At 51.5% G+C, this 25,546-nt stretch carries 23 protein-coding genes, 1 other RNA gene and 1 pseudogene; 10 read left to right on the top strand and 15 right to left on the bottom strand.

Annotated elements, in window-relative coordinates; all coding sequences use genetic code 11:
- The first annotated feature begins 11 nt into the window (after positions 1 to 11).
- The 3 genes from rpsI (at position 12) to sspB (ending at position 1,896) form a co-directional block, all read left to right on the top strand.
- Positions 12 to 404, top strand: a complete 393-nt coding sequence (gene rpsI / locus JC793_RS16005) for a 30S ribosomal protein S9 (protein WP_015422974.1) — start codon at positions 12 to 14, stop codon at positions 402 to 404.
- A gap of 346 nt (positions 405 to 750) precedes the next feature.
- The gene (sspA, locus tag JC793_RS16000; RefSeq protein ID WP_004236347.1) at positions 751 to 1,401 is read left to right on the top strand and encodes a stringent starvation protein SspA; all 651 of its coding nucleotides are present in this window, start codon (positions 751 to 753) and stop codon (positions 1,399 to 1,401) included.
- A gap of 6 nt (positions 1,402 to 1,407) precedes the next feature.
- The gene (sspB, locus tag JC793_RS15995; RefSeq protein WP_046892986.1) at positions 1,408 to 1,896 is read left to right on the top strand and encodes a ClpXP protease specificity-enhancing factor; all 489 of its coding nucleotides are present in this window, start codon (positions 1,408 to 1,410) and stop codon (positions 1,894 to 1,896) included.
- Positions 1,897 to 1,953: 57 nt separating this feature from the next.
- Here sspB and JC793_RS15990 read toward each other — a convergent pair whose 3' ends face one another.
- The 4 genes from JC793_RS15990 to gltB all read right to left on the bottom strand — a co-directional run bounded on the left by JC793_RS15990 (position 1,954) and on the right by gltB (position 9,132).
- A complete protein-coding gene (locus tag JC793_RS15990) occupies positions 1,954 to 2,481 on the bottom strand; it encodes a hypothetical protein (protein ID WP_218426660.1) in 528 nt (175 codons plus the stop codon).
- The gene (locus JC793_RS15985; RefSeq protein ID WP_166708532.1) at positions 2,444 to 3,025 is read right to left on the bottom strand and encodes a hypothetical protein; all 582 of its coding nucleotides are present in this window, start codon (positions 3,023 to 3,025) and stop codon (positions 2,444 to 2,446) included. The genes JC793_RS15990 and JC793_RS15985 overlap by 38 nt, the downstream gene beginning before the upstream one ends.
- Before the next feature lie 219 nt (positions 3,026 to 3,244).
- Positions 3,245 to 4,663 (bottom strand): FAD-dependent oxidoreductase, encoded by a 1,419-nt coding sequence (locus JC793_RS15980; protein ID WP_218426658.1) that lies wholly within the window; start codon positions 4,661 to 4,663, stop codon positions 3,245 to 3,247.
- A gap of 11 nt (positions 4,664 to 4,674) precedes the next feature.
- The gene (gltB, locus tag JC793_RS15975; RefSeq protein WP_218426657.1) at positions 4,675 to 9,132 is read right to left on the bottom strand and encodes a glutamate synthase large subunit; all 4,458 of its coding nucleotides are present in this window, start codon (positions 9,130 to 9,132) and stop codon (positions 4,675 to 4,677) included.
- 529 nt (positions 9,133 to 9,661) lie between these two features.
- On the opposite strand from gltB, the gene arcB reads away from it, so the two are divergent.
- The 3 genes and pseudogenes from arcB to mtgA all read left to right on the top strand — a co-directional run bounded on the left by arcB (position 9,662) and on the right by mtgA (position 13,710).
- Positions 9,662 to 12,088, top strand: a complete 2,427-nt coding sequence (gene arcB, locus JC793_RS15970) for an aerobic respiration two-component sensor histidine kinase ArcB (protein WP_431739820.1) — start codon at positions 9,662 to 9,664, stop codon at positions 12,086 to 12,088.
- A gap of 241 nt (positions 12,089 to 12,329) precedes the next feature.
- Positions 12,330 to 12,981 (top strand): annotated as a pseudogene (elbB, locus tag JC793_RS15965) (isoprenoid biosynthesis glyoxalase ElbB).
- Positions 12,982 to 13,044: 63 nt separating this feature from the next.
- The gene (mtgA, locus tag JC793_RS15960; protein WP_405469248.1) at positions 13,045 to 13,710 is read left to right on the top strand and encodes a monofunctional biosynthetic peptidoglycan transglycosylase; all 666 of its coding nucleotides are present in this window, start codon (positions 13,045 to 13,047) and stop codon (positions 13,708 to 13,710) included.
- 235 nt (positions 13,711 to 13,945) lie between these two features.
- On the opposite strand, the gene dolP is transcribed toward mtgA, so the two are convergent.
- The 4 genes from dolP to JC793_RS15940 form a co-directional block, all read right to left on the bottom strand.
- On the bottom strand, positions 13,946 to 14,518 hold the full coding sequence (gene dolP, locus JC793_RS15955; RefSeq protein WP_046892981.1) for a division/outer membrane stress-associated lipid-binding lipoprotein: 573 nt from the start codon (positions 14,516 to 14,518) through the stop codon (positions 13,946 to 13,948).
- 9 nt (positions 14,519 to 14,527) lie between these two features.
- Positions 14,528 to 15,118 carry a DnaA initiator-associating protein DiaA gene (gene diaA, locus JC793_RS15950; RefSeq protein WP_025151814.1) on the bottom strand — a complete coding sequence of 197 codons (591 nt, stop codon included), beginning with the start codon at positions 15,116 to 15,118 and terminating at the stop codon, positions 14,528 to 14,530.
- 33 nt (positions 15,119 to 15,151) lie between these two features.
- Positions 15,152 to 15,514, bottom strand: a complete 363-nt coding sequence (locus JC793_RS15945; protein WP_218426653.1) for a YraN family protein — start codon at positions 15,512 to 15,514, stop codon at positions 15,152 to 15,154.
- A 78-nt stretch (positions 15,515 to 15,592) separates the two neighbouring features.
- Positions 15,593 to 17,374 carry a penicillin-binding protein activator gene (locus tag JC793_RS15940; RefSeq protein ID WP_218426651.1) on the bottom strand — a complete coding sequence of 594 codons (1,782 nt, stop codon included), beginning with the start codon at positions 17,372 to 17,374 and terminating at the stop codon, positions 15,593 to 15,595.
- 60 nt (positions 17,375 to 17,434) lie between these two features.
- Here JC793_RS15940 and rsmI point away from each other — a divergent pair, with 60 nt between their 5' ends.
- A complete protein-coding gene (gene rsmI, locus JC793_RS15935; RefSeq protein WP_046892977.1) occupies positions 17,435 to 18,307 on the top strand; it encodes a 16S rRNA (cytidine(1402)-2'-O)-methyltransferase in 873 nt (290 codons plus the stop codon).
- 76 nt (positions 18,308 to 18,383) lie between these two features.
- Positions 18,384 to 18,755, top strand: an RNA gene (gene rnpB, locus JC793_RS15930) — RNase P RNA component class A.
- Positions 18,756 to 18,805: 50 nt separating this feature from the next.
- Here the strand turns inward: rnpB and JC793_RS15925 are convergent.
- Positions 18,806 to 19,504, bottom strand: a complete 699-nt coding sequence (locus JC793_RS15925; protein ID WP_218426649.1) for a pirin family protein — start codon at positions 19,502 to 19,504, stop codon at positions 18,806 to 18,808.
- A 106-nt stretch (positions 19,505 to 19,610) separates the two neighbouring features.
- Here JC793_RS15925 and JC793_RS15920 point away from each other — a divergent pair, with 106 nt between their 5' ends.
- Positions 19,611 to 20,507, top strand: a complete 897-nt coding sequence (locus tag JC793_RS15920) for a LysR family transcriptional regulator (RefSeq protein ID WP_046892975.1) — start codon at positions 19,611 to 19,613, stop codon at positions 20,505 to 20,507.
- 202 nt (positions 20,508 to 20,709) lie between these two features.
- Positions 20,710 to 21,486 carry a glycosyltransferase family 25 protein gene (locus tag JC793_RS15915; protein WP_218426647.1) on the top strand — a complete coding sequence of 259 codons (777 nt, stop codon included), beginning with the start codon at positions 20,710 to 20,712 and terminating at the stop codon, positions 21,484 to 21,486.
- A gap of 43 nt (positions 21,487 to 21,529) precedes the next feature.
- On the opposite strand, the gene JC793_RS15910 is transcribed toward JC793_RS15915, so the two are convergent.
- The 6 genes from JC793_RS15910 to JC793_RS15885 all read right to left on the bottom strand — a co-directional run bounded on the left by JC793_RS15910 (position 21,530) and on the right by JC793_RS15885 (position 25,232).
- Complete coding sequence (locus JC793_RS15910) at positions 21,530 to 21,916, bottom strand: DoxX family protein (protein ID WP_166708524.1); 387 nt, start codon at positions 21,914 to 21,916, stop codon at positions 21,530 to 21,532.
- Positions 21,917 to 22,106: 190 nt separating this feature from the next.
- Entirely contained in the window at positions 22,107 to 22,409 is a 303-nt protein-coding gene (locus JC793_RS15905) for a YqjK-like family protein (RefSeq protein ID WP_166708523.1), read from the bottom strand.
- Positions 22,402 to 22,815, bottom strand: coding sequence for a phage holin family protein (locus JC793_RS15900; protein ID WP_166708522.1), 414 nt, complete (start codon positions 22,813 to 22,815; stop codon positions 22,402 to 22,404). The genes JC793_RS15905 and JC793_RS15900 overlap by 8 nt, the downstream gene beginning before the upstream one ends.
- A gap of 3 nt (positions 22,816 to 22,818) precedes the next feature.
- The gene (locus JC793_RS15895) at positions 22,819 to 23,121 is read right to left on the bottom strand and encodes an ElaB/YgaM/YqjD family protein (RefSeq protein ID WP_046892971.1); all 303 of its coding nucleotides are present in this window, start codon (positions 23,119 to 23,121) and stop codon (positions 22,819 to 22,821) included.
- Positions 23,122 to 23,337: 216 nt separating this feature from the next.
- The gene (locus JC793_RS15890) at positions 23,338 to 24,018 is read right to left on the bottom strand and encodes a DedA family protein (RefSeq protein ID WP_046892970.1); all 681 of its coding nucleotides are present in this window, start codon (positions 24,016 to 24,018) and stop codon (positions 23,338 to 23,340) included.
- Positions 24,019 to 24,281: 263 nt separating this feature from the next.
- Positions 24,282 to 25,232: a VirK/YbjX family protein gene (locus JC793_RS15885; RefSeq protein WP_218426645.1), complete on the bottom strand. Its 951-nt coding sequence runs from the start codon at positions 25,230 to 25,232 to the stop codon at positions 24,282 to 24,284.
- Positions 25,233 to 25,546: the final 314 nt, after the last annotated feature.

Raw genomic sequence — 25,546 nt, 5'->3', positions numbered from 1 at the left:
GATTATAGGCAATGGCTGAAAATCAATACTACGGCACTGGTCGCCGCAAAAGTTCATCCGCTCGTGTCTTTATTAAGCCGGGTAGTGGTAACATCGTCATCAACCAACGCAGCCTCGAAAACTATTTCGGCCGCGAAACAGCACGCATGGTAGTTCGCCAGCCGCTGGAACTGGTTGAAATGTTAGAAAAACTGGATCTGTACATCACTGTTAAAGGTGGTGGTATTTCTGGTCAGGCAGGCGCAATCCGTCACGGTATCACCCGTGCTCTGATGGCGTACGACGAATCTCTGCGTTCTGAGCTGCGTAAAGCAGGCTTCGTAACGCGTGATGCACGTGAAGTTGAACGTAAAAAAGTGGGTCTGCGCAAAGCACGTCGCCGTCCACAGTTCTCCAAACGTTAATCACTGGTTTCGTTGGAATACAAAAAACCCGCCACCGGCGGGTTTTTTTATAACCGCATAACTGCCGTCAATTATCCCGTCATAACCTGTAATTTCGTATTTATTTTACGAATCTCTCCCGATTAAACTTCATTTTTAGTGTTTTTGAATGATTTTTTGTCCGGACTCACCCTAAGTTGAGCAAAATCTGGTAAACTGGCACAAACATTTTCTCGCCTCTGAACACACTGCCGCGCGCCCGGATTGGTTCGCTGTGGTTTTCTTTCCCGGATTCAGTGAGAGATTACAGGTAGGAATGGCGTATTGCGCTGTTCATTCCTTTATTTTGATAAACTTGGAGGTTTTCATGGCTGTCGCTGCCAACAAACGTTCGGTAATGACTCTGTTCTCCGGCCCGACCGATATTTTCAGCCATCAGGTACGGATTGTACTGGCGGAAAAAGGGGTAAGTTTTGAAATTGAGCATGTCGAAGCAGGCAACCTGCCACAAGACCTGATCGATCTGAACCCATACCAGACGGTACCGACACTCGTGGATCGCGAGCTGACCTTATATGATTCACGTATTATCATGGAATACCTTGATGAGCGTTTCCCGCATCCGCCACTGATGCCTGTTTATCCGGTGATGCGTGCGCAGAGCCGTGTGATGATGCACCGCATCGAGCAGGACTGGTACTCGCTGATGAATAAAATTGAAAAGGGTTCAGCCCAGGAAGCGAATCAGGCCCGCAAACAGTTAACTGAAGAGCTGGTTGCTGTATCGCCGGTATTCAAAGAATATGCGTATTTCATGAATGAAGAATTCAGCCTGGTGGACTGCTATCTGTCCCCGCTGTTATGGCGTCTGCCGGTACTGGGTATCGACCTGTCCGCACGTCCGTCTTCTGATACCAAACACCTGCAGTTCTATATGCAGCGTGTGTTTGAACGTGACTCTTTCCTGGCTTCACTGACAGAAGCTGAGCGTGAGATGCGTTTACAGTCACGGGGTTAATCACGGATGGATATTCAGGAATTAACACCACGCCGGCCTTATCTGTTACGGGCACACTATGAGTGGTTACTGGATAATGAACTGACACCTCATCTGGTGGTGGATGTGAATATCCCCGGTGTGAATGTACCGATGGAGTATGCTCAGGATGGTCAGATTGTCCTGAATATTGCGCCACGTGCTGTGGGTAATCTGGAAATGACCAACGAGTGGGTCGGCTTTAATGCCCGTTTCGGTGGTGTTCCGCGTCAGGTGGATGTACCGATGGCCGCGATCATCGCTGTCTACGCCCGTGAAAACGGGGCGGGCATGATGTTTGAGCCGGAAGCCGCGTATGAAGCTACGGAAGAAGACGAAATTCTGACACCGGCGGCGGATAACATCACCCTGATCCACGACGAACCGGAAAAACCGGCGGAAGAAGGCACTGACGGGGATGACCCGGAACCGCCGAAACCACCGCGGGGCCGTCCGAACCTGCGTGTCGTGAAGTAACAGACCGATAAATAAAAAGACCGCGAAAGCGGTCTTTTTACTGAAATTCTGCCGGGATTACCGGAGTATCGGGCAGGTAAATGTTTTTGCTTCTTTGTCTGCAATAAACGTCTCAATGCAGGCTATTTTCGTGCGAAGGTGTTGTTTTTCATCTGCGGATAATTGATTAATCTGATTATCCACGGTTTCAGCCGAGCGATAATAGAGAAGTGTATCCGGTACAACCACCGTATTAAACTCAGTTAAGGCATTGTGCCTGATTTTTACTTCTTTAAGCATTAATAACCGGGCATCAGCATAGTGTACGATAGTGTCGGGTGAAGGATAACGCAGCATCTTTTCGCCATACATTTTTCCGGCAGCTGACCAGTTTTTCTTTGCCATTGCGTTGACAGCCGGCGTATTAAATTGTGAAAGCACGGTATCATCAGGTGATATTGCCGCATTTTTCAGGCCATCAAGAACCAGGCCGGGCTGCCGGGCATCAGCCGTATTTTTTAAAACAAGCGTATCAATACCGGCACTGGCAGGTGCAATAAAAAGACTATTAACGAGTAACAGTAACACGACCGACAGTTTTTCCATCTCCGCTCCTGCAACGAATAAGATATTCGTATAATTCTGTCCATTTGGTAGGGTCAACAGTAATACAGCCTAAAGTACCTCTTCCGGGATGTAAATACCGGTCATTATTACCCGGGACTGCATTTCCTGTTCCCAAATAAAACCAATTTTTGGCAAACGGTGATTGTACGGTATATCCTAAACCGCCATCATGCGGAAAATCAGGTATTTGAATATTGTGAATACCAACAGGGATTGGGTTGATATCATCGGTGAAAGCATGTATTTTCCCGTAAGGATATTCCAGTATTTCATTTGAAACAGAAAAACTGAGTGACGCTGCTGATCGGTAATTCGGGCTGACTCTTGATAAATACCCCTCTTTAACAGAAAAGTTTTTCCCTTTTTCCACACCTTCTGACGCTGTAAAATAGTCGCGACCATTCTTATTACTGGTTACATCAACTTTTAATGTTCCGGGGAGTGCGATAATGTTTTGTGCGGGTTCTCTTTTGACATTAAGCCAGCCATCTGCACCGCCTGTAATATAGCGTAAATCTGCCATTGGATATTTCCTTATGATCCGAAATTCAGATAATACTAACAGCCGGTAATTAAAAATATATGAGTAGTAATAATTAGATATCTGATATTTGTCTGACAGACAATAAAACGGTGTCGTCAAATCTGAAGCACAAAACCGGATTTCAGGGGACAGACAATAACGGGAAGGGGAATTTTCAGCCTTCCCGTTACCGGGTTTTATATAAGTGTGAATCCGTTTTTATACATGCAGATAATCCAGAATACTTTCTGCCGCCCGGCGGCCTTCGGCAATGGCGGTAACCACCAGATCTGAGCCGCGTACCACATCACCCCCGGCAAAAATACCGCTGACAGACGTTTCAAACGGATAAGTTGCCTGTGCCGGGGCGCTGATCCGGCCTTGCTGATCCCGTGTGACACTGAGGGCATCCAGCCACGGCATGGCGTGCGGCCGGAAACCGAAAGCGATAATGACCGCATCAGCATCAATAACAAAAGCGGAGTCATCATCCGTTTCAATCTGACGGCGGCCGCTGCTGTCTGCATCACCTAACCGTGTGGTGAATACGCGGACACCACATGCAGTGCCGGATGCATCGGTTTCAATGGCGGATGGCTGACAGTTAAAACGGAAATTCACGCCTTCTTCTTTCGCATTTTTCACCTCACGGCGCGAGCCCGGCATATTTTCCTCATCACGGCGGTACACACAGGTCACTTCCGAAGCGCCCTGGCGAACAGCGGTCCGCAGACAGTCCATTGCGGTATCTCCGCCGCCGAGCACCACAACGCGTTTATTCTTCAGATCAATAAACGGAGCTGAATCATCATCGGGCAGTTCCATGACCTTGCGGGTATTACCGATCAGATACGGCAGGGCGCTGTATACGCCCGCAGCGTCTTCATTTTTCAGTCCGCCGCTCATCGGCTGATAAGTGCCCGCACCAATAAATATGGCGTCGTATTGCTGCTGTAATTCACTGAGGGTGATATTTTTTCCGACCTCGGTATTCAGCTGAAATTCCACGCCCATTTCAGTGAACAGTTCACGGCGGCGCTGCATAATGGATTTTTCCAGCTTAAACGACGGAATACCAAAGGTGAGAAGCCCGCCGATTTCCGGATGTTTATCAAACACCACCGGGGTTACGCCGTTACGGATCAGGACATCGGCACAGGCCAGACCGGCAGGGCCGGCACCGATCACGGCAACTTTTTTTCCTGTCGGGCGGACAGCAGAGAGATCCGGTCTCCAGCCCATTTCAAAGGCTTTATCCGTGATGTAACGCTCAATATTGCCGATAGTGACGGCGCCGAACTCATCATGCAGCGTACAGGCACCTTCACATAACCGGTCCTGCGGACACACCCGGCCGCACACTTCCGGCAGGCTGTTGGTCTGGTGTGACAGCTCTGCGGCCTCAATAATCCGGCCTTCCTCCGCCAGCCGCAGCCAGTTGGGAATGTAGTTATGTACCGGGCATTTCCATTCACAGTACGGATTACCGCAGCCGAGACAGCGGGTGGCCTGCTCTTTCACCTGAGGTGGTGAAAAAGGCTCATAAATCTCGATAAATTCGGTTTTACGGAGTGCCAGCGGCAGCTTTTGCGGATCTGTACGTTGTAATTCAATAAACTGATAAACATTGCGGCTCATCTTGATTCCCCTTACTGTGCCCGGACCCGTAATTCACTGTCTGACCGGTTGTTTATCCCGGCAAGTGCATGAATATCCGCAGATTTCGGCTTGACGAGGATAAACCGCCCGGCCTGTTCTGTCCATTCTCTGAGAAGTGCGTCTGCTCTGGCGGAACCGGTCAGGCGGCGGTGATCTTCCAGCATGCCGCGCAGATGTTCCTGCAAAACCGGCAGCCCGCTGATATCACGGGTTTCCGCCATTTCCGGGTTGACACGTCCGGCGGCGGTACCATCCTCATCATAGAGATAAGCGAATCCGCCGGTCATACCGGCGGCGAAGTTGATACCGGTTTTGCCGAGCACACAGACAATCCCGCCGGTCATATATTCACAGCCGTTATCACCGACACCTTCGGCAACGGCCAGTGCACCGGAGTTACGGACAGCAAAGCGCTCTCCGGCGCGGCCTGCGGCATAGAACTTACCACCGGTGGCACCATACAGACAGGTATTGCCCGCAATGGTGGTGTCGTGAGCGGCAAACGCAGAACCCGGATGCGGATGCAGAACAATCTGCCCGCCCGCCATACCTTTACCGACGTAGTCATTGGCATCTCCCGTCAGGGTCAGTTCAATCCCGGCGGCATTCCAGACGCCGAAACTCTGCCCGGCGGTGCCGGTGAAATGCAGTTTCAGCGGAGAGGCGGCGATCCCGCTGTTGCCGTACAGTTCCGCCACAAACCCTGACAGGGCGGCACCCACCGAACGGTCGGTATTGCGGATATCATAATAAAATGCGCGGGATTGCTGTGTCTGCACGCAGGTGCGGGTATCATCCAGAATGCGGCGGTTCAGTTCCCCCTTATCAAACGGCGGGTTGGTTTGAGAGCAGAACAGCGCCGCACCTTCATGGGGCACCGGTGATACCAGAAGATCGGACAGATCCAGTTTCTGCTGTCGTGCGGTAGTGCCTTCAATTCTGACCAGTAAATCCGTGCGGCCGATAAGATCGGTCAGTTTCCGCACCCCGAGCTGTGCCATCAGCTCACGCGTTTCCTGCGCAATAAAGCGGAAATAATTCATCACCCGCTCCGGCAGGCCGTGATAGTGATCGCGGCGCAGCGTTTCATCCTGGGTTGCCACACCGGTGGCGCAGTTATTCAGGTGGCAGATGCGCAGATATTTACAGCCGAGCGCAACCATCGGTCCGGTGCCGAAACCAAAGCTTTCCGCCCCGAGGATCGCGGCTTTAATGATATCCAGCCCGGTTTTCAGCCCGCCGTCTGTCTGTAAGCGGATTTTATGACGCAGACCATTGCTGACCAGTGCCTGCTGAGCTTCTGCCAGCCCCAGTTCCCACGGTGTACCTGCATATTTGACCGAGGTAAGCGGACTGGCACCGGTACCGCCGTCATACCCTGAAATGGTGATAAAGTCGGCGTAGGCCTTGGCCACCCCGGTGGCAATCGTGCCGACGCCCGGCTCAGAAACCAGTTTGACGGAAATCAGTGCGTCCGGATTTACCTGTTTGAGATCGAAAATCAGCTGAGCCAGATCTTCGATAGAGTAAATATCGTGGTGCGGAGGCGGGGAGATCAGGGTGACGCCGGGCACGGAATAGCGCAGTGAGGCGATATACGGCGTGACTTTATCCCCCGGCAGCTGGCCGCCTTCACCGGGTTTCGCGCCTTGTGCCACTTTAATCTGGATAACCCGCGCACTGCGCAGATAACCAGGCGTGACACCAAAACGCCCGGAGGCGACCTGTTTGATTTTGGAGTTTTTTTCTGTGCCGAAGCGTGCCGGATCTTCGCCGCCTTCGCCGGAATTAGAACTGCCGCCGAGCCGGTTCATGGCGATAGCCAGTGCTTCATGGGCTTCCGGGCTGAGTGCGCCGATCGACATGGCGGCGGTATCAAAGCGTGAAAACAGGGATTCGGCAGATTCTGTCTCATCAATACTGATTGCCTGTGTGTCTGTGCGCAGGGCCAGCAAATCGCGCAGCATGGCGGCCGGGCGGCCGTTTACCAGCGCAGCATAGTGCTGATAATCCGCATAATTGCCGCTGTGAACCGCTTTTTGCAATGTGGCGATCACATCCGGGTTATAAGCGTGATATTCACTGTTATGGATGTATTTCAGCAGACCGCCGGGGTCGAGCGGTTTGCGCGGCAGCCAGGCGAGGCGTGACAGGTTATGCAGATCCTGCTGGAAATCACTGAAATCCGCGCCGCCGATCCGGTTCGGCACACCCCGGAAACAGAGCTCGGCCACAGAATCACTCAGGCCGACCGCTTCAAACAGTTTGGCGCAGCGGTATGAGGAAACGGCGGAGATCCCCATTTTGGACATGATTTTATACAGTCCCTTGTTGATGCCGTTGCGATAGTTGAGTAACACCTGTGCCGGTGAATGGGTGAGGACGTTATCGCTGCACAGTTTCAGCAGGGATTCACAGGCGAGATAAGGATAGATGGCGGTAGCACCGAACCCGAGCAGCACGGCAAAATGGTGCGGATCACGGGCACCGGCGGTTTCGGCAATAATATTGGCGTCACAGCGCAGGCTGCGGCTGACCAGGCGCTGCTGTACCGCACCCACTGCCATTGGCGCCGGGATCGGCAGTGTGTCAGGGGAAATCTGCCGGTCACTCAGTACCACCAGAACCGCGCCGCCGCGGACGGCAGCTTCTGCGTTATCGCACAGAGTGCGGATCGCCTGTTCCAGCGTGGTTTCCCGCGGATCAAAACAGAGTGACAGATGTTCCGCACGGTAATAATCCGGATCGCGGCTCAGCAGTTGTTCAAAATCCGTGTGCATCAGCACCGGGGAAGCCATACTCAGCCGGTGCGCCTGACCTTCCGCTTCGCAGAAGACATTCATCTCCCGGCCGATACTGGTGGCGAGCGACATGACATGGGCTTCACGCAGCGGATCGACAGGCGGGTTGGTTACCTGGGCAAACTGCTGACGGAAATAATCATAAATCAGACGCGGGCGGGCGGAGAGTACCGCAAACGGGGTATCATCTCCCATCGATCCCACCGCTTCCTGGCCGTTTTCTCCCAGCACCCGCAATACCTGCTCCAGCTCTTCGAGGGTATAACCGAATTGTTTCTGATACACCGCCAGTTGTGCATCATCCAGCGCACGCTGCGGCGGTGTTTCATTCATCAGATCCTGATACGGCGTGAGCCGTACAACATTTTTTTCCAGCCAGGCTTTATAGGGATGACGGGTTTTGAGATCGTTATCTGTCTCGCGGGTATGAAGAATGCGGCCTTCCTGTGTATCAATCACCAGCAGCTCACCCGGGCCGACACGGCCTTTTTCTGTGACCTCATCCGGCTGATAATCCCAGATACCGATTTCGGAGGCACAGGTGATCAGTTTATCCGTGGTGATAACATAGCGGGCAGGGCGCAGGCCGTTGCGGTCAAGGTTACAGGCGGCATAGCGGCCGTCAGAGATAACAATCCCGGCCGGACCGTCCCACGGCTCCATATGCATAGAGTTAAAATCAAAAAAGGCACGCAGATCGTCATCCATATCCGGATGATTCTGCCAGGCAGGCGGCACCAGCAGACGCATGGCACGCACCAGATCCATCCCGCCGTTGAGGAACAGTTCCAGCATATTATCCAGCGAACTGGAGTCAGAGCCGGTTTCATTAACAAACGGGGCGGCGGTGATAAGATCCGGGATCAGCGGCGTGCGGAATTTATAAGCGCGTGCACGAGCCCATTCGCGGTTACCGGTGATGGTATTGATTTCGCCGTTGTGGGCGAGATAGCGAAACGGCTGTGCCAGCGGCCAGCGCGGAACGGTGTTGGTGGAAAAACGCTGGTGGAACAGACAAATGGCGGATTCCATTCTTAAATCGGCCAGGTCCGGATAAAAACGCGGCAGATCGGCGGCCATACACAGACCTTTATAAATCGTCACCAGGTTGGACAGACTGCAGACATAAAAATCCGGGTCACTGATGCGTTTTTCAATGCGGCGGCGTGCCATAAACAGACGGCGTTCCAGATCCCGTGCCCGCCACCCGGCCGGTGCATTGATAAAAACCTGTTCAATCTGCGGCATACCGGCGAGGGCGATTTCACCGAGAATTTCCGGTCTGACCGGCACTTTGCGCCATCCGGCGATAAACAGCGTTTCGTCAGCCAGCTCTTCTTCAATGATAGCGCGGCAGCTTTGTGCAATTGCCGGGTCCTGACTGAGAAACAGCATGCCGACCGCATAATTGCGCGCAAGCCGCCATTCATTCTCTTCAGCTATCATCTGAAAGAAACGATCGGGTTTTTGTAATAATAAACCGCAGCCGTCGCCGGTTTTGCCGTCGGCGAGAATCGCACCGCGATGCTGCATCCGCGCCAGTCCGCTGATAGCGGTACGCACGACTTTATGGCTGGGTTGTCCTTCGAGGTGGGCAATCAGGCCGAAACCGCAGTTGTCCTTATCCTGTGACGGGTTATAAAGCATATGTGGCCCCTTTTGCATGTCTCACATTACGCCGCATTTCTGCGGCAAAGCTGTTTCCGGGCCTCAGTCAGCCCTGCTGACGACAGATATCTCAGCAAAGGGTATTGTGATGTTGTGGGTATAATTATTATATCGGTGCTGACCACAGGTGCTCCGGAACGTCATTTTTCAACTTACCGGGAAATACTATGGCGGTCAAATATCAGGGATTGGCAGTATGCGGGCGGGTTTTTTGCGATAATTTAATGAAAAAAAACTATTTTCAGGATTTTAAACCGCTGTTTGCGCAGCGGGACAGTCAATTTTTTGTGTGATGTACATCACTGTTTTTTGCGGGTTATTACCGCGCAGTGCGGGCATTTTTATTTATAACCTGATTTTATCTGCTTTGTTTCTGCTAATTTGCAGATAAATGTCGTGTTTTAAATTTTATTCAGATAAAAAAACAGCAACGGGGTGTTATCCGGCCATATTATCCGGCAGAGGATACATATAGCTCCGGTTAATTTGATTTTTTAATTAATCCGCTATGATGAGTGCAGGAAACAATCATCGCCGGAAACGCGGTGATCCGCCAAATTTACGTTATGATACTAACCCTTATTCAGCGGGTGGAGCAGGTATGAAATTGCTACGCGGTTTAGCACAATATTATGTTGATTTACTGATGAAACTGGGACTGGTCCGGTTTTCGTTATTACTGGCATCGGGACTGGTGGTGCTGGCGATGGTGGTACAGATTGCTGTCACCATGCTGCTTCAGGGGGAAGTGCAGAGTATCGACCTGGTCCGTTCCGTTTTCTTCGGTCTGCTGATCACGCCGTGGGCGGTCTATTTTATGTCTGTTGTGGTTGAGCAGCTGGAAGAATCCCGCCAGCGTCTGTCCGGACTGGTCAGTAAACTGGAAGTGATGCGTAAACGGGACCTGGAGCTCAACGAACAGCTGAAAGAGAATATTACCCAGCTGAATCAGGAAATCAGCGAGCGCGAGAAAGTGGAGGGTGAGCAGGTCATTCTGCTGGAAAAACTGAAGAAAGAGATCAGCCGCCGCGAACAAACCCAGCTTGAATTTGAGCAGCAATCTGTCCTGCTGCGCTCCTTCCTCGATGCATCACCGGATCTGGTCTATTACCGCAATGAAAAAAATGAATTTTCCGGTTGTAACCGCGCGATGGAGCTGCTCACCGGCCGCAGTGAAAAACTGCTGCGCGGCCTGACCCCGCGTGATATTTATGAGCCGGAAATTGCCGATAAGGTAATGGAAACCGACGAAAAAGTATTCCGCCATAATGTCTCTCTCACCTATGAGCAGTGGCTGGTATACCCGGACGGGCGCAAAGCCTGCTTTGAACTGCGTAAAGTGCCGTTTTATGACAGTGTCGGCAAACGTCACGGTCTGATGGGCTTCGGCCGGGATATCACCGAGCGTAAGCGCTATCAGGAGGCGATTGAAAACGCCAGCCGTGAGAAAACCACCTTTATCTCCACCATCAGCCATGAACTGCGCACGCCGCTGAACGGAATTGTCGGGCTGAGTCGTATTCTGCTGGATACCGATCTCAATCCGGAACAGGAAAATTACCTGAAAACCATTCACGTCAGCGCCGTAACGCTCGGCAATATCTTCAACGACGTCATTGAGATGGATAAACTGGAGCGGCGCAATGTCCGCCTCGATACCCAGCCGGTTAATTTCACCGAATTTATCTCTGATCTGGAAAACCTGTCCGGCCTGCTGGTGCAGCCGAAGGGACTGCAATTTACCCTCGATCTGATCCAGCCGGTACCGTCGGTGATTATGACTGACGGCACCCGCCTGCGCCAGATTCTGTGGAATCTTATCGGCAACGGCGTGAAATTTACCCGTGAAGGCGGTATTACGGTGAAAGTGTGGCGTGAAGCCAACGATATGCTCTGCTTTGAGGTACGGGACTCCGGTATCGGAATTCCGAAAGATGAGCTGGAGAAAATCTTTGCCATGTATTACCAGGTGACAGACAGTGCGGGCGGGCGCCCGGCCACCGGCACCGGTATCGGTCTGGCGGTCTCCCGCCGTCTGGCACAGGCGATGGGCGGCGATATTGTTGTAACCAGTGAGCCGGGTAAAGGCTCCTGCTTCACGCTGTCGGTCTGCGCGCCTGCGCAGGATGCACCGGAAGAGGAAGAAGATGACGGCCTGCTGCTGCCTGCCCTGAATATCCTGCTGGTGGAGGATATTGAGCTGAATGTGGTGGTGGCGCGTTCTGTTCTGGAAAAACTGGGTAATACGGTGGATGTCGCGATGAACGGCCGTGATGCGCTTGCGATGTTCTCGCCGGAAGAATACGACCTTGTGCTGCTGGATATTCAGCTGCCGGATATGAGCGGGCTGGATATCGCCCGTGAGCTGCATCAGCGCTATCAGCCGGATGATTTGCCGCCGCTGGTGGCACTGACCGCCAACGTACTGAAGGATAAAAAAGAGTATCTGGACGCCGGCATGAATGATGTGCTGAGCAAACCGCTCGCTGTGGGCGCTCTGACGCAGATGATAGCGAAATTCTGGGGTGATGGCAGTGAGTCATTGCCTGCGGAGGAAAACAGCAGAGCGGCGTCTGAGGACGTGTATACGCAGTCACTGGATCTGGAGATGCTGAATCAGTATATCGAACTGGTGGGACCGAAACTGATTGAAGACAGCCTGGATGTGTTTGAAAAAATGATGCCGGGCTATCTGGCGATCCTGAATTCCAATATGGTGGCAAAAGATCGCAAAGGTATCGCGGAAGAAGGACACAAAATCAAAGGTGCGGCCGGGTCTGTCGGGCTTATCCATCTGCGGCAGGTTGCGCAGCAGATTCAGTCACCGGATTTACCGGCATGGGATGACAACGTGCAGGAATGGGTCGATGAACTGAATCACGATTGGGAAAGTCAGGTGGGGATTTTAAGAAACTGGCTGGCAAACCGCAGGTAAAAAATAACCCCAACCGAGGTTGGGGTGCGCGAATACTGCGCCAACACCAGGGAAACTGGTTCACCCGCGACAACTATTTATCGTTATTTAGGCGAGTGATGAAATAGGCTCTTACATCATACAGGCTTCAACATAGCAAAGATAAGTATTTTTGTTACAAGATTCATTAAAAACTGTGATGAAGATTGGTGTTTGCACCTCTAAAGGGTTAAGCATTAACCTACTACAAAAGGAGTCAGATATGAAATCTGTTGGTATCGTTTTAAGCGGATGCGGTGTTTTCGACGGCAGTGAAATCCATGAATCCGTTCTTTCGCTGCTCAGTTTAACCCAATCCGGTGCACAGGTGTATTTTTTTTGCGCCTGATGAACCTCAACGCACTGTTATCAATCACCTTTCCGGTGAGGAAAAATCAGAGAAACGCAATATACTGGAAGAGTCGGCGCGGATTTCCCGCGGGCAAATCCGTCCGCTGTCAGAAGCGGATGCATCACAGCTGGATGCGCTGATTGTTCCGGGCGGTTTTGGTGCGGCAAAAAATCTGTGTGATTTTGCAGAGAAAGGTGCTGCTTGTGAGATCAATAAGTATTTTTTATCATTATCACGTGAAATGTTGTCTCAGGGCAAACCGATGGGATTTATATGCATTGCACCGGTAATGATCCCGAAAATCGTTAATTCATCAGTTCAGCTTACGATTGGTAATGATTCTGATACGGCGGCAGCAATTGCGGAAATGGGCGGGGTGCATGTCAACTGCACAGTGGATAATATCGTCGTAGATGAAACGCATAAAATCGTGACGACCCCTGCTTATATGCTGGCTGAGAATATTGCACAGGCGCAGATCGGAATTGATAAACTGGTGAAGAAAGTACTTGAAATGGCCTGATAAAGAATGAGGGAAATGATGGGGAGGATATTGCGATTTCTGCGGAAAATAGTTGTTTTTGTTATGTTGTTATGGGTAACAATGATAATTTTGTTCGCATTCCTCCCTGTTCCTTATTCCATGGTAATGCTGGAAAGACAGCTTTCGGCATGGTCAACATTCAATTTTTCTTATGTCGCCCGCAGTACATGGGTCAGCGGAGACGATATTTCACCGCGGATGAAGCTGGCGGTGATTGCGTCCGAGGATCAGAATTTCCCTGTTCATCATGGTTTTGATTTCGGCGCTATCTCCGATGCGCTCTCAAAAAGCAGTAAGAAAGGCCGTACCGCACGCGGGGCCTCCACACTGACCCAGCAGACGGTTAAGAATCTGTTCCTGTGGGACGGGCGCAGCTGGGTGCGTAAAGGGCTGGAAACGCTGCTGACGCCCGGTGTTGAGCTGGTCTGGTCAAAGTCACGTATTCTGACGGTCTATCTTAATATTGCGGAATTCGGGCCGGGCATTTTCGGTGCGGAAGCGGCGGCACAGCACTTTTTCGGTAAAAGCGCCAAAAATCTGACGGCTGCGGAAGCTGCATTACTGGCTGCTGTGCTGCCGAATCCTCACCGCCTGCATGCGGATAAACCCTCGGCGTATCTTCGTCAGCGCCAGCAATGGATACTGCATCAGATGCAGTTACTGGGGGGGACAGAGTTCCTGAAGAAAAATAACCTGGATGATAATTAATCCGGGTATAATGAATTTATCTTATTGATTTGTTTTTATAAAAATCATAAGTAATTATGATTATGAGTATCGCCCGTGTTTTTCGCTATATTATACTGATGATTTATTATTTATTGATATATACTGAATTTTATCCACTATCCGGGCGGATGAGCGGATACCGGGCTGCCTGAAAGGCCATAAAAAAACCTGACATTAAGTCAGGTTTCTTATCGGTTTCCGAAAGCAGGCGGAATTAATTCAGCCAGGTAAAGGCTGTGGTGACTTTTTTGGCACCATCCGTTTCACTGGCAACTTTTGCCGCCGCTGCCCCTTCCTGGCGGGTAACCACCCCTAACAGGAAAATCTCGCCGTTTTCAGTGATCACTTTGATATTGGCGGATTTTACCGCATCACTGGTCAGCAGTTTGGAACGGACTTTGGTGGTGATCCAGGCATCTTTCGATGCGGTACCCAAATCAATCGGCTCGCCCTGACGTACTTCGTTATACACCAGTTCAGTACCATCCACTTTAGCGGCAATCTCTTTTGCCCGCCGTGCCAGAGAGAGATCCGCTGACTGACCAATCAGCAGAACTTTTCCCTGATAAGCCACCGGAACAATCCGCTGCTGTTTGATATCTTTATCCTTATTGAGCTGGCCGCTGACACGTGCTTCGAGTGTACCGTCATCGACCTGTGTGCCGACAGAACGGGGGTCTGTGGCGGCTTTGGTTGCCACAGCCGCAGACCCGACAAGTGCTGCACCGATACATCCCTGTAACAGTAGTGCGCTGCAGATAAGTGCTGCCACTGGCACAATTCTCATAATATCTCCTTAGTCTTCCTGGTGGGGGAAAAGGGTATTGTCGATTAAATCACATAAACAATTCACCGTCAGCATATGTACTTCCTGTATGCGGACACTGTGCTGCGACGGTACGCGGATTTCCGCATCACGCGGACCCAGCAGACCGGCCAGCTCCCCGCCGTCGTAGCCGGTCAGGGCCACAATGGTCATATCGCGGGTTACCGCTGCCTCAACCGCTTTGATGATATTGCGGCTGTTGCCGTGGGTGGATATTGCCAGCAGCACATCACCGGTCTGGCCGATGGCGCGGACCTGCTTGGCATAAATTTCATCCTGCTGCCGGTTGGCGGCGATAGCGGTCATCACCACATTATCGGTGTTCAGTGCCAGTGCCGGCAGGCTCGGGCGTTCGGTTTCAAACCGGTGGATCATACTGGTGGCGAAGCGCGAGGCTGTTGCCGCTGATCCTCCGTTCCCGCAGCAGAGGATTTTATTGCCGTTAAGTAACGACTGAACCATCATCAGAGCTGCCCGGGAAATGGCATCCGGCAGTGCTTCTGCGGCTGCAATCTGCGTCTGAATACTTTCAGTAAAACACTGTTTAATTCTGTCTAACACGTTAAGTCCTGCTATCAGCAACGGATGGCTGTATTAACAAAAATCGGTGTGACCAAAGGCATTTTTCAGCCAGTCGATATGGTCACCGGTTATTGCACAAATGTCAAAACGGCAGTCACAGGTCAGCATACTCAGTTGCTGCTGAGATAACCAGCAGGAAGCCGCATAAAGTAAGCGGCGCTGCTTGGCTCTGGTGACGCTTTCTGCTGCGCTGCCATAGTGTGCATTACGGCGGTAACGGACTTCGGTAAATACCCAGGTACCGTGATCCCGCATAATTAAATCGATTTCGCCCCGGCGGAAACGGACATTCCGTGCAACAAATGTCAGTCCCTGCTGTTCCAGCCAGCGCCGGGCAAACTGTTCATGACGGCGGCCTGTCAGCCATGTAAGCATAAATACATGTCCCTGTATGTTAATTATGCCAAAGGAAACAAAGGTGACATCCTGTCACCTTTAAAAATCAGACAAAGCTTAGTTCGCGGCATTCAGCGGGGTGAGATTCCCCTGCTTAAAGACCAGCCACGGCAGATGACGGTAAACGGTGCAGTTATCAGTGACAGTGATATCACCGCTGGCACCATTCATACGCAGAGTATGCCGCTGCATATCGCCGAACTGATTCGCCAGACGCCATGCGTCCATCCCCATCGCATAGAGGCGGACACGGGTATAGTCATTGCCGAATTTTCCGGCGGCCTGATTCAGTAACTGCGGATTTCCGCCCGCAATCAGCGGAATGTCCGTCAGTTTCAGTCCTTCCATCTCAAACTGAAAATCTTTGCCTGTGCCTGCCTTATTGCTGCGTGAGCTGGCATAAAACGCCGGGCGTCCGCGGGCACTGGTGGCGAACTCCAGCGTCGGTTTAATATAAATCAGCTGATCAGAGGTCGCGATAATATAGACGGAATCCACACCGCCGCTGACTGGCTGCGGCTGCGTTACAGAACCTTCCGGTTGTATCAGCGCATTTTCAGGCTGCGATACCTGCGGAGCAGATGGCTGCACCGGTACGCCGGTCAGTGACAGTGAGCTGCCCGGATTGCCGGAGAAAGTCTGGTGAAGCACCACACCGCCGCCGTTTTTCTGCCACTCATCGGCAAAGCTTTGTGCGATCCGGCGGCCGAAGTTGTTGTCCGGTGTCAGTACCAGCGGCGCGGTTTTATTATCCTGACGGATAAACTGCGCAGCGTTGCGGGCTTCATCTTCCGGTGAAAGCGAGAAGTAGCACACATTAGGACGGGCAATTGGTGTATCTAATTCATTGAGCGCCAGAATGTTCAGCGGCGTATTGGCAGCGGCCAGCGTCGCCACATCCCCTTTGAGCAGCGGTCCGACAATCAGATCCATACCGTCAGCCTGTGCCTGTGCCAGCAGAGTTGCCAGCGGCTTGCTGTCGGTATCGTAGACTTTCACATCGGTGACTGTGCGGGATTCAGCGCTGTACGGCCGTGCCTGAGGGGCTGTGACCGGGCTTGCGGCGGTCATGCCGTCAGTGCTGCTGTCATTTGACGGTGCGCCGTTGACCGTATCCGGGGTGGTGATGTCTTTATCCGGATCTGCCGGGCTGAGGGTGGTCTGTACCGGAACCGGGCCGGTATCGTCCTGCGGTGAGGCGGAAATATCAGCCGCCGGGTAACCGGTGCTGTATACCGCGCCGTTCTGTGCATCGGTAAAGCCCTGACGGATAGCATCACCCATCAGTTTCGCCTGACCACTCAGCGGCAGGAACAGCGCCACACGGGCGTTTTTACCGGTCTGACCATAGGTACTGCTCAGGGTCTGGACAAGATCCTGGGGCAGGGATTTGGCCGCCGGGTTATCCGGATAGCGGATTTGCCAGTCGCCGAGGGCGGCGGAAAGTGCTTTCAGATCCTGCTGGTTGTTCTGATACAGAATCAGCAGGTCAATCCAGCCCTGTAATACGCTCTCATCAGCGTTAACCTGAATGTTATTGCGCTCTTCAGGGGTAAAACGTGTTAGCATCAGCCAGGTTTCATCAATATTCTGCTGATGTGCATCCGGATCAGAGAGCAGCGGCTCCTGAGCGATGTAAGCACGGATAGCGTCCGCAGACGGTTTTCCGGCGGCCGCATCAATCACCTTCTGATATTGCTGAACCAGTGTTTCCGGCTGGCCTTTGCCGGCTGTGCCCGCATGCTGATTATTGAGTGTACATCCTGAGATCATCAGTGCGGAAAAGAGTGCGGCACAAAGTAATTGTCTGCGGTAACGCGATAAAGTTAAGGAAAACATACTGTACCCGGTTATAGTTTTCTGAAAGCTCAATTCTAATGTGATCATCTGGACGAAACAATGAATCAACCTAATCAAGCTGTGGTTGCGGCAGCGACACTTTATGTTGTGCCGACACCGATCGGTAATCTGAATGACATCACAGCACGCGCTCTCGACGTGCTGACGAATGTCGATCTGATTGCAGCGGAAGATACCCGGCATACCGGCTTGTTACTTTCTCACTTCGGTATTAATAACCGGCTGTTTGCGCTGCATGATCATAATGAACAGTATAAAGCAGATCAATTAATTACCAAATTACAGTCCGGGGTCAGTATCGCATTAGTGTCCGATGCAGGTACACCTTTAATTAACGATCCCGGCTACCATCTGGTCCGGCGTGCCCGTGATGCGGGGATTACCGTGATCCCGCTGCCCGGTGCCTGTGCCGCCGTCACGGCGCTCAGTGCGGCCGGTCTGCCGTCTGACCGTTTTTGTTACGAAGGGTTTCTGCCGGCCAAAAGCAAAAGCCGTCAGGATACACTGCGGGCGCTGGCCGATGAGCCGCGGACCCTGATTTTCTATGAATCCACGCACCGGGTTCTGGATACACTGGCCGATATGGTCACCGTCTGGGGTGAAGATCGCTATGTGGTTCTGGCGCGGGAACTGACCAAAACCTGGGAGTCGATTCAGGGGAAACCGGTCGGGGAACTGCTGGCCTGGGTTCTGGAAGACGAAAACCGCCGCAAAGGGGAGATGGTGCTGATTGCGGAGGGTGCAAAACCGGTTCAGGATGAGGAATTCAGCCCGGAAATTCTGCGTGCGCTGGCGATTGTGCAGAAAGAACTGCCGCCGAAAAAAGCGGCTGCGGTAGTGGCCGAGTTATACGGCGTGAAGAAAAACGCCCTTTACCGTTACACTCTGGACGGGAATTCCGCCGCAGAGTGATGCATTTCCCGCCATCCGGTCTTCCGGGGCGGAGTTATTCTGTACATCCGCGGGAAAGCTGCTTATAATCCGCAGCGGAGTCAGCCAGGCAATCGCTGCTTTATCGTTGTCCCTTCGGGAGACGGGTAAAGGGGAGGAAAGTCCGGGCTCCGCAGGGCAGGGTGCCAGATAACGTCTGGGAGGCGCGAGCCTACGACCAGTGCAACAGAGAGCAAACCGCCGATGGCCCGCAAGGGCACAGGTAAGGGTGAAAGGGTGCGGTAAGAGCGCACCGCGCGGCTGGTAACAGTCCGTGGCACGGTAAACTCCACCCGGAGCAAGGCCAAATAGGGGTTCACATGGTGCGGCCCGCACTGAACCCGGGTAGGCTGCTTGAGCCAGTGCGTGAGTGCTGGCCCAGAGGAATGATTGTCCACGACAGAACCCGGCTTAACGGCTGACTCCTCACTATCACAACCCCGCGTCTGACGCGGGGTTGTTTCATTTCAGAGCGGTATATCAGGTCAGAATATCGATAAGCAGTGCCCGGCACGGCGTTTTTGCCTGAAAGGTCACTTCCCGGCTTTCCTGAATAAACGCGCCGTCCCCGCACTCAATTACCCCCTGTTTTTGCCCGTCATCCGCCGTCACGGTGCCGTGAACCGACTGATAAAAAGCCCGCTTGCCGTACAGCGGCAGTGTCAGGGATTCTCCGGCGGAGAGCATCAGATGAGAAATTCTCACGCCCTGCTGCAAATCAATACTGCCGTTTTCACCGTCCGGTGAGGCAATCAGCTGCGCCGGTTGTTGTGTCAGCACCAGTTTTTGTGAACTGCCGCGCAGGCTGCCGCGTGCGGCTTTCAGCCAGATCTGAATCCGGGTCAGCGGTGACTGCTCACAGGGATTGGTTTCCGTGTAGCTGATATCTTTACGCGGCGAGAAAAACAGACATTCATCCTGCCTGCTCTCCAGATAAAGTCCGTCATTATCATGAATATCGTGCTTCCCTCTGAGGATCAGGTTTACAATATCCACATCGGGATAGGATTTGGGCTGGAAACCGGCACCGGGAGCCAGCACTTCCTGATTCAGTGCTTTCAGCGGGCCGTACCCCAGAAATGCAGGGTCAAAGTAATGCCCGAAAGAGAATGCGTATTTCGCCTGTAACCAGCCATAGTCGGCGGACCCGGCCTGTCCGGCGGTTCTGTGTATAATCATAATGGTCTGCCTGTTGTTAAACATAGTGAAATAATAAAGGGCTGGACGCTGAATTGTTAGCCAGTTAATCTGGTGGCGACATTCAAAATTTCTGACTGAGATAATGATGAGTAAAGACAAAGCGTTAACGCTGGAATCATTGCGCGTGATGGATGCCATCGACCGCCGCGGGAGCTTCGCGGCGGCGGCGGAAGAACTGGGACGTGTACCGTCCGCACTGAGCTATACCATGCAGAAACTGGAAGAAGAGCTGGATGTTGTTCTGTTTGACCGCTCGGGTCACCGGACAAAATTCACCAATGTCGGGCGGATGCTGCTGGAACGCGGCCGCTTGCTGCTGGAAGCGGCGGATAAACTGACCAGTGATGCGGAAGCGCTGGCAAGAGGCTGGGAGCCGCATCTGACGATTGTCTGTGAAGCACTGATCCCGACGGCCTCTCTGTTCCCGCTGGTGGATAAACTGGCGCAGAAATCCACCACTCAGCTGACACTGGCCACTGAAGTGCTTGCCGGTGCCTGGGAACGGCTGGAAACCGGACGTGCTGATATTGTGATTGCGCCGGATATGCATTTCCGTACCTCCTCTGAAATCAACTCCCGCCCGCTTTATTCCGTGGTGAACGTATACGTGGCAGCGCCTGATCATCCGATCCACAAAGAGCCTGAACCATTATCCGATACCACCCGTGTGAAATACCGCGGAATTGCCGTGGCGGATACCGCCCGTGAACGGCCGGTACTCACGGTATTACTGCTGGATAAACAGCAGCGCCTGACGGTCAGTTCCATTGATGATAAACGGCGTGCTCTGCTGGCGGGGCTGGGAGTGGCGAGTATGCCGTACCCGCTGGTGGAAAAAGATATCCTGGAAGGCCGCCTGAAAGTGATCGGCTCTGAATACAGTCACGAAACCAATGTTATTATGGCGTGGCGCCGCGACAGCATGGGGGAAGCCAAAGCCTGGTGTCTGCGGGAAATTCCGAAATTATTCAGCGGAAAATAAAACGCTGATATCCCTGAATTATTATCTGATACCCGCTCTGTTATCTATGGCGGGTATTTTTTTGTGCCGGAGGCTTGTTGCGGTATTTGCCGTAAAATACGTATATTGATAATAGGAACAACAGCGATTGACGGAAACTATTCATCCGTTACCCTTTACCGGATATTAACCGGCGTTTATCAGTGTATTTGCAGGAGGCAACGTGGATCTGAAGCGGTTTATGTCGGATGCGGATTTTGCATTCGATCATGGCTTTATTGAAAAAGTGATTTATATTAACCTGAAATCCAGACCTGACCGTGATGACGATATTCTCGGTGTTCTGGAGAAAATAGAAATTCCTTACCGCAAAATTATCCGCTTCGATGCTATTGAAAAGACTCCGGGATTTCTGGGATGTGCGCTTTCTCATGCAGCGGTGATGAAGATGATCGCTGAAAATGGCTGGGGGCCGGTATTGGTTATCGAGGATGACAGTGATTTTTATTGTGATGATGAACATATCCGGCAGGCTAATCTCTTTTTATCCGCGCTTCATAAAAGAGAGTGGGATGTCGCATTATTGGGCGGAAATTATTTCAGTGCTTTTGAACACGAACCGGAAAACTGTTTACTCAGTCTGAAATATGCCTTTTGTGCCAACACTTATATTGTTAATCGTGGTTATGCGGAAAAAATGATGCATGTCTTTGAGAAATCAGTTCACCTGATTACTGCAAACGGCGAACCGGATGAATCAAAAAGTATTGATGTTATCTGGCATGACCTGATGGAAAAAGATAACTGGTTTGGTTTGTATCCGTGTATCGCTTATCAGACAAAAGGATTTTCTGATATTCGTGGCGGGCCGATGGATTATGAATTCTTATTTAATAAACCGCTGTCAGACCTGACATTTTTTACCCGCGACGGCAGGATGAAACCCAGAGTAACAGAACAGGAAACACAAAAAGAAACATCCGCCGGAGCGGATGTTTAATAAAATTATTATTATATTGCTGTGTGGCTTTGCCTGAATGATATTACCATTTCTTTTTCAGTAAATAATCGATACTGAATTTACCCGGGCCGGTTACAGCCAGCAGCAGATAACCGCCTGCAATGGTAAAGTTTTTCATAAACATTAACTGGTTGGCACCTTCCGCAAAATTACTGTGGAACAGCAGGGCGGTCAGTGCGGTAAAACCAAAGGTGAAAATTGCGGTTGTCCGGGTTAAGAAACCGAACAGGACAGCCAGACCGCCACCCAGTTCCAGCAGAATGGTTAACGGCAGTAATGCCCCCGGAACACCCATTGCCAGCATATATTGCTGAGTTCCTGCATAAGCATCTCCCAGTTTGCCGTATCCGGCCACAATAAATAAGACAGGCATCATGATACGTGCGACTAAAATAGCGTAGTTGTTCATTGTGAGATCCTTATTAGCTCAACAATACTGAGTAGTAAATATGAAGACTGAGTCACATATTCTTTTGTCTGAATGGCACGATATGCCAATCTGTTTCGTTGAGATAATAGTAAAGGCGAATGAGAAAGATTGTTAGCAAGAATTCTTCATAAACAACGTCAAAAATTTTGAATTCGGGTACCCGGCGGGATCAATGCTGCTTATTACGGGGAAAACTATTCTGAAGTGTGCGGAAAACGCCCCACAGCCCAAGGGCGCGCTGCCCCCAGCGTACGAGCTTTTTCGGGTGACGGACAGATAAAACAGAAATCAGACTGACGCCGGCAACAACCAGCGGGCGCAACTGTGATAATGTCTGCCATGTGCGATCGAACGATTCGGTTTTTTTCAGCCACTGATCAGCGGCCTGTGATAAATCGCTGCGCTGGGCAGCGATGGTGTCAATCAGCGTTTGTTTGTTGCGGGCGCGCTCAGCACGGCGGTGTTTATTCATGATCCTGTTCCTGCTTTTTTCTTTCCAGCTGCTGCCTGTCGATAGCCAGCTGTTCGCGGGTCGCCCCGAGCAGTGATGAACGGCGGGCTTTACGGACGGCCCACAGCGCAAAAATCAGCGCTCCGCCGAGCAGAACAGCGGTCATGATAATCATCGCAGTCAGACGGTACACAGGATCAACCGCCCACATGACCAGAATCATCAGGCTCATCAGCCCGAACGCGGTCAGCAGAAGGGCCGTACCGGCCAGCAGAATCAATTGGATCAGAGTAGACTTCTCTTCTTCCAGCTCGGTGGCAACAAGCCTGAGCCGGGTTTCAGCCATACTGATCACAATGGCGGCGATACGTGTCAGTGTATCGAGGAGCCCTTTACCGGGCCCCTGCGGACGCTCCTGATCTGCCATAACTCAGCGGCGGGCCAGTAAAACGCCTAACACCACACCGACAGCCGCACCGATACCGATACCGGTCCACGGATTTTCCCGTACATAATTATCGGCTTTTCCGGCGATTTCTTTTGTCTGCTGCACAACCTGCTCTTTACCTTCCGCCAGGCGGGAACGGGAGTTTTCCAGCGCGGCCTGTGCTTTTTTCTTCAGCGAATCCACTTCTTCTTTGGATTTGCTTTCTGCTGTGTTCAGCACAGATTCCAGGGTGTCAGCTAATGATTTCAGTTCTGCACGTAAATCTTCATTTGTATGATGTGACATAGGAACTCCTCGTGGTGGTTATACCGTAACAAGTTAAAGTAACTGCTTTTTACCGGTGATTAAAGGTAAATTATAGTTTATTTTCCGGTATCTTTCCGCACATTACGGGTGCAGGTGGCGGAATTCAGAGGAAATGACGCTGAAATGGCGGGCAGGAAGAGAAAGTGTCCCGGCCGGCTGCTGTAATTGCACCGGCCGGAAAAATAGTCTGAGAAGTTATTGTGCGTGAGTATCGTCAGCCGGTTTTGTCCGCTTGCGTTTCCACACCACCCACAGGCTGGCGATCAGACCGCAGACCAGCAGAACGACCGGGATAAGCATCAGAATATTCATCAGATGATGCTCATATTTGCGGAAAATCGGGCTGATACCGAGGCAGTAACCAAGGGAGGTTAAAATACCGACCCACAGGAAGCCGCTCAGCCAGTTGAAAAACTGAAAACGGCGGGAATTCAGGCCGGCTATCCCTGCCAGCATCGGCAGCAGAGTACGGACAAAGGCCAGAAAACGGCCGACTAACAGTGCCGCAAGGCCGTGGCGGTGAAATAAACTGTGCGCCCGCTGATGATAATGCGGCGGCAGATGAGACAGCCAGCCCTTTACAACTTTGGTATTACTGAGCCAGCGCCCCTGAAGATACCCCACCCAGCAGCCGAGACTGGCACCGGCGGTGAGAACAATCAGGGTTGTCGGGAAATCCAGCGTATCTTTGGCAATCAGAACCCCGACAAGAATCAGGAGACTGTCACCGGGTAAAAATGCAGCAGGAAGCAGGCCGTTTTCCAGGAAGAGAATGGCAAACAGCATAATGTAAATCGCCCACAGCAGGGACGGGTTTGACAGGGTTTCATAGTCCTGGTGCCAGAGGGCAAAAAAAAGTTGCTGCATTGTTTCCATCAATTATTCCCGGATCTGAAGTAAGCTTATTTCATGTTATGGGGCATTTTTGCGGATATAGCCGGAACCCCTGATATATACATCGGTAAATCCGGCCACTTTAGCAAATTAGAGGTAGCGGAGACAGTGAATTTTTTCCGGTTCCCTGAAACAATATTAAGATTAAATTCAGTCTTTTGCAGATTATATTTTACGGAAAATCAATAAGTTCTGTAATGAAATGTCAATTACCGGTCAAACCTGCTGTAAATGAACGACTTTTCTTAAATAATATGATGTTGAACATCTGTTTTATTTTCCGTCTGCGGCAGTTGCAGGCGTTCACTGACGCTTTGTGCCACATCATCCAGTAACTGATAACGGCGCCGGTATTCGGCGCGTTTTTTACTGGCTATTTCATCAACAGGCTTACGCGGCAGAGTCAGCGGTAATATATATTCCTGCTGCGGATTGGCGGTGCCGCCGACAGATTCCCAGAACGCATTATAATCGGCCACCCATTGTGTCAGTTTTTTATGGCGGTAGCGGCGGCTGCGGTAAATATGCGTCTCGTTGCTGGAAGCAATAATTTGCTGACACTGAAACAGTGACGCGATAAGACACATTACTTCCGTCAGAATACGTTTGGGGAATACGCCGTGGCAGTTTTTGGTGGCCGCGCGGATAGCACCGTGAGCCTGCTCACTGACACCGCCCTGGAGTGCGCCGATAAACAGCGTCCGCTTTTCATCCAGGTTCAGCAGGGTAAATGCACTGCGGGCCAGGATCTCACCGGCGTCATCCCGCATCTCCAGCGTTAGTTCACCCTCTTTGTTAAAAGCATCCTGCACATCCAGCCAGAGGTGGCAAAGACCCTCTTTTCCTTCAACCGGGCAGAGATAAAAACGCTCATTACTGTAGATTTGGCTGAATATTTCCGGCGGCAGAACGGCTTTGGTGATCCGGTAGTGGTCACAAATCGCCGCTGATTTGTTTTTCCGGTGAAAATTAATACTCAGATACGGACGCTGTAATTTGGTCGGCAGCAGTGGCTGCTTTTTCAGAATCGCGTCACAGCAGGCAGTATCTGTCAGGCCGGACAGGTATTTCACGGTGGACAGCGGCATAAACAGGCTGCGTGCCGCGAATTTAAAGCGGTTACGGGCGGAATCCCAGTGCATACCGGGACAGCATTCTTTGGTGAGTAGTTGTTTAAATAATTGGAGGCCGGACATAGTGGTGCCTTTGATAAATGAAATTATTACACATTGAAACAATCCACTCAGTTTAACGGCAGAATAAAGATAAAAATTAAAGAAAGCTTATCGCCTGACCGCGGGCTTAGCTAAATGTAAGGATTTCAGGGAGAAAACCAGCAGTCACAAAATCACAACAACCGGCGAAACAATAGCCAATTAATTATATGAAAATAATATTAATATTTAAAATCAATCTGTTATCGATGTATTTCATGCCACGGACAGAAAACCGTTCGTCAGCATTCATTAGTTATATTCAGGGTGTTTTTATTATCCGGCAGTATTTTATT

Origin of the sequence: Morganella morganii (genome assembly GCF_019242955.1) — a bacterium.
GTDB classification, from domain to species: domain Bacteria; phylum Pseudomonadota; class Gammaproteobacteria; order Enterobacterales; family Enterobacteriaceae; genus Morganella; species Morganella sibonii.
Note: the sequence above shows the minus strand (reverse complement) of the source record. Positions and strands in the feature narration are given on the sequence as shown.

Bases quoted from the DNA above. Each gene is read 5' to 3' on its own strand.
- rpsI (WP_015422974.1), top strand. From the start codon at position 12: ATGGCTGAAAATCAATACTACGGCACTGGTCGCCGCAAAAGTTCATCC.
- JC793_RS15900 (WP_166708522.1), bottom strand. From the start codon at position 22,815: ATGGCAGATCAGGAGCGTCCGCAGGGGCCCGGTAAAGGGCTCCTCGAT.
- JC793_RS15895 (WP_046892971.1), bottom strand. From the start codon at position 23,121: ATGTCACATCATACAAATGAAGATTTACGTGCAGAACTGAAATCATTA.
- JC793_RS15885 (WP_218426645.1), bottom strand. From the start codon at position 25,232: ATGTCCGGCCTCCAATTATTTAAACAACTACTCACCAAAGAATGCTGT.
- sspB (WP_046892986.1), top strand. From the start codon at position 1,408: ATGGATATTCAGGAATTAACACCACGCCGGCCTTATCTGTTACGGGCA.
- JC793_RS15990 (WP_218426660.1), bottom strand. From the start codon at position 2,481: ATGGAAAAACTGTCGGTCGTGTTACTGTTACTCGTTAATAGTCTTTTT.
- JC793_RS15980 (WP_218426658.1), bottom strand. From the start codon at position 4,663: ATGAGCCGCAATGTTTATCAGTTTATTGAATTACAACGTACAGATCCG.
- JC793_RS15910 (WP_166708524.1), bottom strand. From the start codon at position 21,916: ATGAACAACTACGCTATTTTAGTCGCACGTATCATGATGCCTGTCTTA.
- gltB (WP_218426657.1), bottom strand. From the start codon at position 9,132: ATGCTTTATAACCCGTCACAGGATAAGGACAACTGCGGTTTCGGCCTG.
- JC793_RS15890 (WP_046892970.1), bottom strand. From the start codon at position 24,018: ATGGAAACAATGCAGCAACTTTTTTTTGCCCTCTGGCACCAGGACTAT.
- JC793_RS15940 (WP_218426651.1), bottom strand. From the start codon at position 17,374: ATGTTTTCCTTAACTTTATCGCGTTACCGCAGACAATTACTTTGTGCC.
- dolP (WP_046892981.1), bottom strand. From the start codon at position 14,518: ATGAGAATTGTGCCAGTGGCAGCACTTATCTGCAGCGCACTACTGTTA.
- JC793_RS15985 (WP_166708532.1), bottom strand. From the start codon at position 3,025: ATGGCAGATTTACGCTATATTACAGGCGGTGCAGATGGCTGGCTTAAT.
- mtgA (WP_405469248.1), top strand. From the start codon at position 13,045: ATGTTGTTATGGGTAACAATGATAATTTTGTTCGCATTCCTCCCTGTT.
- sspA (WP_004236347.1), top strand. From the start codon at position 751: ATGGCTGTCGCTGCCAACAAACGTTCGGTAATGACTCTGTTCTCCGGC.
- JC793_RS15925 (WP_218426649.1), bottom strand. From the start codon at position 19,504: ATGATTATACACAGAACCGCCGGACAGGCCGGGTCCGCCGACTATGGC.
- JC793_RS15945 (WP_218426653.1), bottom strand. From the start codon at position 15,514: ATGCTTACATGGCTGACAGGCCGCCGTCATGAACAGTTTGCCCGGCGC.
- JC793_RS15920 (WP_046892975.1), top strand. From the start codon at position 19,611: ATGAGTAAAGACAAAGCGTTAACGCTGGAATCATTGCGCGTGATGGAT.
- arcB (WP_431739820.1), top strand. From the start codon at position 9,662: ATGATGAGTGCAGGAAACAATCATCGCCGGAAACGCGGTGATCCGCCA.
- JC793_RS15905 (WP_166708523.1), bottom strand. From the start codon at position 22,409: ATGAATAAACACCGCCGTGCTGAGCGCGCCCGCAACAAACAAACGCTG.
- rsmI (WP_046892977.1), top strand. From the start codon at position 17,435: ATGAATCAACCTAATCAAGCTGTGGTTGCGGCAGCGACACTTTATGTT.